This window comes from Chryseobacterium sp. BLS98, assembly GCF_001045445.1.
Classification (GTDB): domain Bacteria; phylum Bacteroidota; class Bacteroidia; order Flavobacteriales; family Weeksellaceae; genus Chryseobacterium.
Window position 1 is genome coordinate 733,867 of record NZ_LFNF01000003.1, and the last position, 12,263, is coordinate 746,129.

The 12,263-nt window shown below is 37.1% G+C and carries 7 protein-coding genes; 5 read left to right on the top strand and 2 right to left on the bottom strand.

The window, feature by feature from the left end; genetic code table 11:
• Positions 1-149: 149 nt before the first annotated feature.
• From rpsA to ACM40_RS14525, 4 genes are all read left to right on the top strand, one after another.
• Positions 150-1,949: a 30S ribosomal protein S1 gene (rpsA, locus tag ACM40_RS14510; protein ID WP_048503464.1), complete on the top strand. Its 1,800-nt coding sequence runs from the start codon at positions 150-152 to the stop codon at positions 1,947-1,949.
• Between the two features lie 278 nt (positions 1,950-2,227).
• Positions 2,228-4,822 (top strand): T9SS-dependent M36 family metallopeptidase, encoded by a 2,595-nt coding sequence (locus ACM40_RS14515; RefSeq protein ID WP_048503465.1) that lies wholly within the window; start codon positions 2,228-2,230, stop codon positions 4,820-4,822.
• A 128-nt stretch (positions 4,823-4,950) separates the two neighbouring features.
• A complete protein-coding gene (locus ACM40_RS14520) occupies positions 4,951-5,931 on the top strand; it encodes an EamA family transporter (protein WP_048503466.1) in 981 nt (326 codons plus the stop codon).
• Between the two features lie 81 nt (positions 5,932-6,012).
• Entirely contained in the window at positions 6,013-7,008 is a 996-nt protein-coding gene (locus tag ACM40_RS14525) for an alpha/beta fold hydrolase (RefSeq protein WP_053077119.1), read from the top strand.
• 203 nt (positions 7,009-7,211) lie between these two features.
• On the opposite strand, the gene rplS is transcribed toward ACM40_RS14525, so the two are convergent.
• Positions 7,212-7,568 (bottom strand): 50S ribosomal protein L19, encoded by a 357-nt coding sequence (gene rplS / locus ACM40_RS14530; RefSeq protein WP_034704964.1) that lies wholly within the window; start codon positions 7,566-7,568, stop codon positions 7,212-7,214.
• Between the two features lie 293 nt (positions 7,569-7,861).
• Between rplS and ACM40_RS14535 the strand changes: the two genes are divergently transcribed.
• The gene (locus ACM40_RS14535; RefSeq protein ID WP_048503467.1) at positions 7,862-10,600 is read left to right on the top strand and encodes a fibronectin type III domain-containing protein; all 2,739 of its coding nucleotides are present in this window, start codon (positions 7,862-7,864) and stop codon (positions 10,598-10,600) included.
• Positions 10,601-10,672: 72 nt separating this feature from the next.
• Here ACM40_RS14535 and ACM40_RS14540 read toward each other — a convergent pair whose 3' ends face one another.
• Positions 10,673-12,211 (bottom strand): hypothetical protein, encoded by a 1,539-nt coding sequence (locus tag ACM40_RS14540; protein ID WP_117614874.1) that lies wholly within the window; start codon positions 12,209-12,211, stop codon positions 10,673-10,675.
• Between the last annotated feature and the right edge of the window lie 52 nt (positions 12,212-12,263).

The window sequence follows — 12,263 nt, forward strand, 5'->3', positions numbered from 1 at the left end:
TTAATTTCAAATAAAATCCTTATCTTTGCACCCACTTTTGTGGCGAAAAGGTTTGAAGAGTAAATTACTTATAATTAATTACTTCCGTATTTTTTAATCCGCATTTATTCAGACCATTAAAAAAGAAGGAATACAAATTTTATTAGAAAATGTCAAAAGAGACAAATTCAGCAGAGGTTTTATTAAACCAAAACGTAGCACCAGAACAATTTGATTGGGATTCATTCGAATCAGGTCTTGATGCAGATGCGAGAAAAGAAAAAAGCGATTTAGAAGAAATCTACAACGGATCTCTAAGCAGCCTGAACGATAATGACGTTATCATCGGTAAAGTTGTAAGATTGACTGATAAAGAAGCTATCGTTGACATCGATTTCAAATCTGAAGGTGTTATTTCTCTTAACGAATTCCGTTACAACCCAGGATTGAAAGTTGGTGATGATGTAGAAGTAATGGTTGACAGAAGAGAAGACAAAACTGGTCAATTACAATTATCTCACAGAAAAGCTAGAACACTTAAAGCTTGGGATAGAGTAAACGAGCTTCACGAAACTGGAGAAATCGTTAACGGTTTTGTTAAGTCTAGAACTAAAGGAGGTATGATCGTTGACGTACACGGAATCGAAGCATTCTTACCAGGTTCTCAGATTGATGTTAAGCCAATCAAAGATTACGATCAGTTCGTAGGTAAAACTATGGAGTTCAAAGTTGTGAAAATCAACCCTGAGTTCAAAAACGTAGTGGTATCTCACAAAGCATTGATCGAAGCAGATATCGAAGGTCAGAAAAAAGAAATCATCGCTCAGCTTGAAAAAGGTCAGGTTCTTGAAGGAACTGTGAAGAACATCACTTCTTACGGTGTATTCATTGACTTAGGAGGTGTAGATGGATTGATCCACATTACAGACCTTTCTTGGTCTAGAGTGAACCACCCATCTGAAATCCTTGAGGACGGACAGACTGTGAAAGTGGTTATCCTTGATTTCGATGATGAGAAAACAAGAATCCAGTTAGGTATGAAGCAATTAGAGGCTCATCCTTGGGATGCTCTTTCTGCTGACATGAAAGTTGGTGACAAAGTAAAAGGAAAAGTAGTAGTTCTTGCTGACTATGGTGCATTCGTAGAAATTGCTCCAGGTGTAGAAGGATTGATCCACGTTTCTGAAATGTCTTGGTCTACTCACTTAAGATCTGCAGGAGACTTCGTGAAGGTAGGGGATGAAGTAGAAGCTGAAGTATTAACACTAGACAGAGAAGAAAGAAAAATTTCTCTTGGTATCAAGCAATTGTCTAAAGATCCATGGGAAAATATCGAAGCTAAGTATCCGGTAGGATCTCAGCATGTAGGAACGGTAAGAAACTTCACTAACTTTGGTGTATTCGTAGAGTTAGAAGAAGGTATCGACGGATTAATCTACATCTCTGATCTTTCTTGGACTAAGAAAATCAAGCACCCATCTGAGTTCTGTGCAGTTGGTGATAAATTAGATGTTGTAGTTCTAGAACTTGACATCCAGGCTAGAAGATTATCTCTAGGTCACAAACAACTTCAGGAAAACCCTTGGGATAAATTCGAAACTAAATATGCTGAAGGTACTATCCACGCTGGTAAAGCTGTAGAAGTTCACGATAAAGGAGCTTCTGTACAGTTTGAAGACGTTGAAGTAGAAGCTTTCTGCCCTTCAAGATTATTAGAGAAAGAAGATGGATCTAAAATCAAGAAAGGTGAAGAGGCTAACTTCAAAGTAATTGAATTCAACAAAGAATTCAAGAGAGTAGTAGTATCTCATACTGGTATTTTTAGAGATGAAGAGAAGAAAAACGTAAGAGAATCTTCTAACAACAGATCTAATAATACATCTTCTTCTTCAAACAACGAAGAAAGATCAACTCTTGGAGATATCGACGCATTAGCAGAATTGAAAAGAAAAATGGAAGAAGGTAAATAATCTTTGAACCATTGATAATATGAAGCCGCTCAAATGAGCGGCTTTTTTTATGACATATTCTCTGAAATTGTCATTTTGCCGTTTATGTTTATAAATAATTGACTCAGCTGTCTTTAAGATAATCTTCTATGAAAAAGCCTATTGAAGGCTTATTGCGGAAATGATAAAAATCCTTATAATGAGAGTTTTTATATTGAAATAATTTATTTTTTAAAATAATAATTAAAAAATCTTATTAATTGTGAATTATTTGTAAATTAGCGACTTTATTAATATATATGAAAAAAGTAGCTTTACCCCTTTTATTTGCAGTATCTGCAATATTCCCTTCCATTGTTTTTGGACAAGATAATGAGAGATTAATTAAAGATTATATTTCTCAAAATAAGATTAGAGAATATAAGAAGTCTGATCTTGCGAACTTTATCATTGATAATGTTGATGAATCACAGTCGTTAAATGGAAATGTTGTAAAATTCCAACAAACATTTAACGGACTTCCTGTGTACAATGCAGGAGGGACAATGCTTGTAAGAGATAATAAAATTATTTATTATACAGATACTTTTTTAAAAGATTATAAATCGGCTGCGCCTTCTGCCGCTTCTGTAACTAAAGCTGCTGCTTTAAAGAAAATTGCACAGAATCTGGAGAAATTGCAAATTGAAAATTATCCTGTTCTTGGTTTTAGCGATGCTGATCCTGCAGATGGGAAATTTGCCAAGCAGAGACTGGTCTATGTAGAAGACGCTGGAAATCTGAAACTGGCTTATGAATTTTCTGTTCCGGAACCAGCTTCTCCAAATTACTGGAATATTCTTGTTGATGCTTCTAATGGAGAAATCTTACATAAGCAGGATTTAAATTTATCTTGCAATTTCCATAATGATGCATATTCTCATGACCATTCTTATGCACATAATGCATTCGTGGGACCTCTTAATAGAACTTCGCAGTCTGCAGTTTCTTTCTTAACGCCTGATAATGCTTCGTATAATGTTTTCCCTTTACCTATTGAAGCACCTACTTTCGGATCAAGATCTATCGTGAATAATCCATGGACTCTTCAGGCATCTCCTGAAGGATGGCATTATGACGGTACTACAAGATATACTACTACCAGAGGTAATAATGTTTATGCATATGAAGACACAGCAGCAGCAAATATTGCTGGATTATCTCCTGATGCTGGATCTTCCAGAAATTTTGATTATCCTTTTAGTATTAATGCAGATCAGTTCAGTAATCAGAATGCATCGATTACCAACTTATTTTATGTAAACAATAAAGTACACGATATTTTCTATAAGTTCGGCTTTACTCCGGCTGCCAAAAATTTTCAGAATACAAACTTTGGATTAGGTGGTACAGGAAACGATTATGTACAGGCCGAAGCACAGGATGGCGGAGGAACTAATAATGCAAACTTCTCTACGCCGTCAGATGGATCTAAGCCAAGAATGCAAATGTTTATGTGGAGTACAGTGAATAGAGTATTCTTCTATAATGCACCAAGCTCAGCTATACCACGACAGCCGGCTGCAGGAACTGCCCAATTTGGCAGTCCTTTAAATGCTACGGGTGTGACTGGGAATGTTCAATTATCGTCCGTATTAGATGGTTGTACTGCTATACCTGCAGGCTCGCTTACCGGAAAAATCGGATTAGTCGAAAGAGGTAACTGTAATTTTACTGTGAAGGTTAAAAATGCTCAGAATGCAGGAGCTAATGCTGTTATTATTTACAATAATACTCTTAATGGTAATACTATTGGTGGAATGTCCGGAGATGATACTACCATTACAATTCCTTCCGTTCTAATTACAAATGCCGAAGGAGAATATATTAAGAGTCAGCTGGCCAGCACAACAGTAAATGTAACCTTAAAAGATGATCCTGCTACTGCTATAACACCAGATGGAAGCTTTGATAATGGCATTGTAATTCATGAATACGGACATGGAATTTCTACCCGTCTTACCGGAACCAGTGTTGGGTGTCTTAACTCTTCATCAGATAAAGAGCAGATGGGAGAAGGGTGGTCAGACTTTTTTGCCATAATGTTGACAAACAAGGCAGGAGATAATGCCTCTGTTCCAAGAGGTACCGGGACATATGCGGTAGGGCAGCCAATTAGCGGAGGAGGAATCAGACCTGCAAAATATTCTCCTGATTTTACTATCAATGATTATACATACACAGATACCAATGGAATGGAATATACAAATTCTAGCGGACAGATTGTTCCGGATGTTCACTCTATTGGGTTTATATGGGCAACCATGCTTTGGGATCTTCACTGGCAATATGTTGCTAAATACGGATATTCTTCGGATGTAACTGCAAATACTACGAATGGAAGCTCGAAAGTACTTCAATTGGTAACAGATGCTTTGAAACTACAGCCATGTTATCCTACTTTTGTTGATGGCCGAGATGCTATTCTTGCAGCAGATCAGGCTACAACACAAGGAGCAGACAGATGCATGATCTGGCGAACTTTTGCTAAAAGAGGCTTGGGAGTGAATGCAAATGCAGGTTCCAAAACAAATATCAATGATCAGACTGAAGACTTCACTGTTCCTGCCGATTGTGTATTGGCTACGAATGAAGTAAAAACGGTTAAAAACAAGATTTCGATCTATCCGAATCCTGCTAAAGATGAATTCTTCATCAACTTCCCAAGCAGTACTATCGGAAAAGTGAGCCTGGAAATCTATGATATGTCCGGAAAACTGGTTTCTTCGGAAGATAAAATTTCACCGGATGCTAAAAAAGCAGTTTCTACAAGTAACCTGGTAAACGGAACCTATATGGTGAAAGTTAAAGGCCTTGGTATTGATGCTACTTCCAAGGTAATCGTTAAGAAATAATAATTTACATAATCTCTATCAGAGAGTCGCCGCAAGCTTTGCTTGCGGCGATTTTATTTATCTATCATATTGACGTCTCCGGTAATTTTAATTATTATGTTGTAACTTTGCGGGCTGTTAAAAAAATTATGAAGAAGAAAAATATACTCAAGGGAGTTTTATTCGTAGGGATCGGGGCCAGCATATACGGAATGCTGGCGACATTTGTGAAAATGGCTTATCATGACGGTTTTACAACATCAGAAGTCACTACTTCACAGTTTTTACTGGGGCTTGTAGGTCTTTTGATCCTGAATTTCATCCAGACTATAACCTCAAAGCAGAAACTTTCGTCGCCAAGCGCCAAAGAAGTAAGAATGCTGTTGCTTGCCGGAACATCTTTAGGTTGCACCAGTCTTTTCTATTATATTGCCGTTCAGTATATTAATGTTTCTATAGCCATTGTACTGCTGATGCAGTCCGTTTGGTTCAGTGTGGTGGTGGAAAGTATAAAAGAAAAAAAATTACCCAATGCGAGAAAAGTAATTTCTGTAATTATTGTGCTTGTAGGAACTATATTAGCTACAAATCTGATTAACATGGATATTGAGCTCGACTGGCACGGCGTTTTTTGGGGATTAATGGCTGCAGCTTCCTATACAATGACTATGTTTACATCCAATACGCTGGCTACACATCTTCCTGTGTTCAGAAAAAGTATTATTATGCTTTGCGGGGGAGCGGTCGTAGTTATGGCATTCCTGTTTTTTGCCCAGATCGGACCTTTATATTCAGAGGGATTAAAATCAGTATACCTTAATTTTACAGAGAATACGGAACATATCCATTCATTTAATTACTCAATATTCTGGACATACGGATTTGTGCTGGCCTTATTTGGAACCATCATTCCACCTATTTTGTTTAATATAGGCTTCCCGAATGCAGGACTTGGATTGGGAAGTATTGTTTCATCTCTGGAACTTCCGGTGTCTGTAACCATGGCTTTTGTTTTATTGGGTGAAAAAGTTTTATGGGTGCAGTGGATAGGGATTGCCCTGATTCTTTTTGCCATTGTTTTAATGAATCTGCCATCCAAAAAGGAACTGAAAGTAGTGGAAATTGCTTAAATAATTAACTAAACATTATAATGTAAAACCGTTTCTTTTGAAGCGGTTTTTTTAATTTTATTACTTTAAATAAAACGTCATATGAAATATTTCAGAAAGATAACATCAGGTATTATGCTTGTCGCGGCGCCGGCTTTTTTATTTTCACAGATAAAACCTCTGGATGCCATGTTGTCCGAATATAAATATCCTTACGAAGTTCATTTTCTCGATCTTAAGTCGCAGGACAATGTACTTAAAATGGCTTATATGGATGTTCAGCCGCAGAAACCCAATGGAAAAACAATCATGCTTCTTCATGGAAAGAATTTTAACGGGGCCTATTGGGAAAAGACGGCAAAAGACCTCTCGGATAAAGGATTCAGAGTAATTATTCCTGATCAGATCGGCTTTGGAAAGTCTTCAAAACCTAAAAGCTATCAGTTTTCTTTTTCCCAGCTTGCTGAAAACACAAAAGCGATACTGGATAAGCTGGGGATTGATAAAACAATAGTCTTGGGACATTCAATGGGAGGAATGGTCGCTGCAAGATTTACCCTTCTTTATCCTGAAAAGGTTCAGAAGTTGATTCTAGAGAATCCGATTGGTCTGGAAGATTATAAAACATTTGCTGCCTATCAGACTATTGACCAGGCGTATCAGTCCGAGTTGAAAAATACTGCTGAAACCTATAAAGCCTATCAGCTAAAATTCTACTATGATAACAAATGGAAAGAAGAATACCAGCCGTGGCTGGATCTTATTGCAGGATGGACCCTACATAAAGATTATCCGCAGGTGGCCTGGGATGCGGCTTTGACTTCAGATATGATCTACAATCAGCCTGTCTGCTATGAATTTAGAAATATCAGAACGCCCACACTTCTGATTATCGGAACAAGGGACAGAACGGCAATAGGAAAGGACAGAGCACCTAAAGATATGCAGCCTAAAATGGGACAATATCAGGAATTAGGAAAAAAGACTCAGCAGGAGATTCCCGGTTCAAAGCTGGTGGAACTTGAAAATGTAGGGCATCTTCCGCATATAGAAGTGTATCCGAAGTTTTTTAATGCGTTATATGATTTTATTAAATAGGCTTGGATGACTTAAACGTAAGATGGTCCGCCTCCTTAATCGAATCAATGTTAATTGATTCCTCCTTAGCTTCCTTAAATATGCTTTGCTGTAACTAAACTTTGCGTCAAAAACTCACAACAGCTTATTACTTTAAGGTTTTATAAAATAAAAAGAGACTATCTGCTTCAGATAGTCTCTTTTTGTATGTATTGTTGTCTGAATTACTTTTTCTTGTAAGCAGCATCTTTGATTCTAGCTTTTTTACCTCTAAGGTCTCTGAAGTAATAAATTCTAGATCTTCTAACTCTACCTCTTCTGTCAACTTCAATTTTCTGAAGTGCAGGCATGTTGATCGGGAATACTCTTTCCACACCTACATCACCACTCATTTTTCTGATGGTAAATGTTTTTGTAGCTCCTGTACCTCTTAATTGGATAACGGTACCTTTGAAGAACTGAGTTCTTGTCTTCTGTCCTTCTTTAATTTCGTAATACACAGTAATTGTGTCTCCTGCTTTGAATTCAGGGAAATCTTTTTTAGTAATGTACTGATCTTGTACGTACTTTAATAAATCCATTTTTTAATAAAATAAAATGTTAAAGCTAAGCAACTTACACGTTCTTCGTCAGAGGTTGAATAACAGGCTGCAAATATACAAAATAGTTTTTGGTTCCACCAAATAATTAATGTGCTAAAAACTATAATTTTTTCATTCCGAATCAGTCATAAACTTAACAGTTCTTTCAAATTCCCATCAGGCACAGTTTATATAGGATCTATACTTTTGCCCGAAATTGAAAAGATCAGTAATTATTTTCATAATTATCTGATTTACAAATCGAAATAAAACTATATCAAAAGTAAACTATTATGAAACATTATTTCTTCTTTTTCTGTTTTGCCGTCCAGATGGCATTCGGGCAGGCATTGTTTCCTTACCTGCAGAATCCGACGCCGAACTCAATGATTGTCAATTGGAAAACGGCCTCCAACAATGAGACAACCGTGATCTACGGAACATCTCCAACCAGTCTGAATGTGACCGTTACAGGAACAACCAATATTTTTTCCGATACAGGCTATAATAACAACTATTATTATCACACCGCAAAAATCACCAGCTTACAACCGAATACAAAATACTATTATAAAATAAAAACAGGAACCAGCGAGTCAGCAATTTATAATTTCAGAACTCTGCCTTTGCCGGGACAGGCTGCTACTGCAGATGGTAAAATACGTTTCCTGATCATGGGTGACAACCAGATTAAAGCAGAGCCGAGATATGATTCACTGACTTTAAATGCATACAAAAAGCTGAAACAGAAATTTGGGATAAATTCCGATCCTTCGGATAATGTTGCACTTACCTTTATGGTAGGGGACCAAGTGGATGTGGGGACATTGGATCATTATGAAAATGTTCACTTTAAAAAGAACATCAAATTATCTCCTTATCTTCCTATCCAGACAACGGTAGGAAATCACGAAACCTACGGAACTCTCGGGATGAATTCTTATTACGCCCATTTCTATATCGATGAAATAAAATACAAAAATATCAGCTCAGGAAATGAGAACTACTATGCCCAACAGGCAGGAAACGTTCTGTTTATAAGTTTAAGTTCAGAGCATACGGGAACTGCACAGCAGACATGGCTTTCACAGATATTAAATGAAGCCAATGCAGATCCTACGGTAGACTGGATTATTTCCCTGAGCCACAGGCCATACCAGGCAGAGCAGTATGTGGGAGATATTTCCACATGGGTGAGAAACAATGCGGTACCGTTACTGACAACTTCAAATAAATATTTAATGCACGTTGGAGCCCACCATCATTTATACCATAGAGGCCAGCTGAAAGATACCCCTAATTATCAGATTATTTCTGGAGGAACAGCGTGGGACCAGTACTGGGGAATGTCGAATGAGCAGGATTTTGATGATGTGCAGAAAACGTTGACAGACTGGACTTACCAGATTGTGGAAGTAGATGTACAGACCGGAAAAGTAGATATTGAATGCTATTCCATAGGAGGAGTTTATAACAGAAAATACAATGAGCTGGTGGATACTTTCCATAGGTATAAAAATCAGCCAAAACCTTCAAAACCATCGGTTACCAACACTTTTTCTGCACCGGTAACCTTACCTTTGACGTTGGATGGAAGCGCATTTGCCTCTTCAAATGGTGAATTGCTGAATACAACACAGTTTTTAATCAGTAAAGCATCCAATTTTTCGGTCATTGAAAAGGAATTTTACCGTGATTATGAAAACTGGTTCGGAAAAGATGGAAATGGAACACCGGACAGAACTAAAAACTTAAATGCCGGAGTTGATATTACAAAAGCTACCATTGCTGCGAACTCTATCTCAAACGGAATCTATTACGTAAAAGTTCGTTACAGGGACAGAAACCTGGAGTGGAGTGACTGGAGTGATGTAAAGCAGTTTGAAGTGTCAGGAAGTGTCGTTTCCAATCCTACATTTGCATTAGATAAAACTGAATATACTCAAAATGAAGCGATAACTGCCACTTATACCGGAGGGCCGGGAAATCAGCAGGATTGGGTAGGGATTTACAAGAAAGGGCAGACACCGGCAACAACAACTTCCCAAGGTTTTCTTTATACAAACGGCCAGACGGCAGGAACAGCTGTTTTTCCGAATGGTCTTTCCAATAAAGGTCAGTATTTTGCAGGATTTTTTGCAAACAACGGCTATACAGAAATTACCCCAAGAAAAAGCTTTTATGTAGGCCCGAAAGTAGTACTGCAGACTACAGCTGATACTTATCCTGTAGGAGGAACAGTAGTTATTAACTATAGCAACGGACCGAATCTGGTAAAAGACTGGATCGGAATTTATAAGATGGGACAGACGCCGGGAACGAATCCGTCTATTAAATGGAGCTATGTTTCTACGCCTTCAGGAACACTGAATTTTACAGGTCTTCCGAAAGGATACTACTATGCACAGTACCTGCTTGAAGACGGATATACCGGAATCGGGGATAAAGTATTCTTTAAAGTAGGGGATATTGTTACAGAACTATGGATCAACAAGCCTGTTTATACGTTGGGCGAAAACATCACTGCTTCCTGGACAGATTCTCCGGGAATTATCAAAGACTGGCTGGGAATTTATCCTCAGAGTATCCAGACTCCGGACGATAATTTTGTTTCCTATACCTATTTTGATGGAGTTACCCAGGGGACAAAAACAATCCAGGGAACAGCGCTTCCCGCAACACCGGGGAATTACTATATGGTCATGTTTACCAATGATTCTTATACCGAAGTATCCAACAGAAAGGAATTTCAGGTGATCGCCGGAACGCTGGGAACGGAAGAAGTGAAAAGTACAGAGAAAAATGTAATTCTATACCCAAATCCTACTAAACCGGGCGAACCTACATTCATCAAAAGTGATTATCCTATTGAAAAAATTGAACTGGTTTCAGCATCGGGACAATTATTATACGAATCCAAAAACATCAACAACCAGCGTTTCTCTCTGGTGAATGAAAATCTTCCGAAAGGAGTGTATTTTGTAAAAGTTCACTCAAGAAAATTATTTACTTTGAAACTGATTATACAGTAATAATAAAATATAAAAAACAAAAGAAAAGCAGGAAATACAATTTCCTGCTTTTATATTATTTGAAAAGGGCTTCTATAGAGAATCATCAAGCAAGGCATTTTCCCGTATGGTAGTTGGAGTAAAATCGTGAGGATCCGGAGTGATATCATTTGCCAGAATTTTTGAATCCTGAATAAGCTTTCCTTTAGCATCATAAAGTTTTAATAAAATCCATTTTCCGCTGCGTTCCAGCTCCTTTGTCTCGGACACGTCTTGAAGCTTAACTTTTCCGCTGATAAGAACACCGTTTTTTACACTGGATGTATAAGTAGCTTTACCGTTAATATACTGTACAATTTCGGCCGTAAAATCTAAAGTTTTCTCCTTAGGTTGTATGTAAGTGTAAATAAGGCCTCCTTTTTTATCATAAACAGAGCATTCATAGGTGTTTTGTTTTATATTGAGCTTTTTCTCTGACTTTAATTTGCTATTATCACTAAAAGACTTAGAATGCACAACCACGCCGTCTGCATAAGTTAATTCACTGTAGTCATCATACAAAATACCATTATAAGGTATATCATCTTTATAAGTTAGGGTTGATTTTAAGCTTCCATTCGCATTATAAAATTTCATTTCCTGAATGACTTGGTCTTTCAGTGTTTTTTCTGTAGCTAATTTTCCGTTTTCATCAAAAGATTTACAAAGTACAACTGAACCGTTTTTGTAAACATCGATAGTAGAAATATGAGTGTAATCCATATTGTATTCATAATCTTCACCATCCTGAGGCTTTAGCAAATGAGAATTTTTGCCAGTCTGATAGATCAGAGTTCCGATTTTTTTCCCAGAATCATCATATGTTATTTTATAGCCATCATTTTTATTTCTTTTCTCCTCCTGCAGTATCTTTCCGTTTTCTCTGAAAATAGTACCTTCCTTGATGGTACCATCACTTTTATATTTTAGAATTTTAAAAACCCTCATAGGATTAGGGTAGTACCCTACTTGTATGGAGTCCGTAGTTTCGTATTCTTTTGCCAAATTAGTATTGTTTCCAATATATTTCCCTTTATCACCATAATATTCTGTCTTGGAATTTCCCTCCTGATCAACACTTATTTCGTATCGAGTTCCTTTGATATCTTCATCATAAACCACTTTCTTATAGACGGAAGGACTTTCATAGGTCGTAATTATATTGTAATACAATTTATTTTGCAAGTCTTTATATTCATATGATTTTCCACGGTAATCACCGTTTGCACTATAGATAAAATCATTAATAAGCCTTCCTTTTTTATCGAAAATCTTAGAAGGCCCGGACGGATGAACTTCCGGATAATCTATAAGATTAGCAACTTTGCCCTCCGGTGTATACCAAGTAACTCTTCCTTGAAAAATTTCGTTACCCGGACTAGTATCAGAGGCAAGACCTTCCATCTGAAGGGTTCCATTTTTATAATAGTCTTTAATTAAAGTGAGATTACCTTTGGGTTCGGTTACGCGATAAAATTCCATTTTATCAGGAGTTGTTTTCTCCCAGTTCTTGTCAAAGTAGATTTTTTGCTGTGCATGTCCTGTAATGAAGACTAACATTGCAAAAAGTACAGGTATAAATAATTTTTTCATGATTTTTAATTGATCTTACTATAGAATTTGTGTTTTATTTTATTGATTTCAA

Bases quoted from the DNA above. Each gene is read 5' to 3' on its own strand.
- rpsA (WP_048503464.1), top strand. From the start codon at position 150: ATGTCAAAAGAGACAAATTCAGCAGAGGTTTTATTAAACCAAAACGTA.
- ACM40_RS14515 (WP_048503465.1), top strand. From the start codon at position 2,228: ATGAAAAAAGTAGCTTTACCCCTTTTATTTGCAGTATCTGCAATATTC.
- ACM40_RS14520 (WP_048503466.1), top strand. From the start codon at position 4,951: ATGAAGAAGAAAAATATACTCAAGGGAGTTTTATTCGTAGGGATCGGG.
- ACM40_RS14525 (WP_053077119.1), top strand. From the start codon at position 6,013: ATGAAATATTTCAGAAAGATAACATCAGGTATTATGCTTGTCGCGGCG.
- rplS (WP_034704964.1), bottom strand. From the start codon at position 7,568: ATGGATTTATTAAAGTACGTACAAGATCAGTACATTACTAAAAAAGAT.
- ACM40_RS14535 (WP_048503467.1), top strand. From the start codon at position 7,862: ATGAAACATTATTTCTTCTTTTTCTGTTTTGCCGTCCAGATGGCATTC.
- ACM40_RS14540 (WP_117614874.1), bottom strand. From the start codon at position 12,211: ATGAAAAAATTATTTATACCTGTACTTTTTGCAATGTTAGTCTTCATT.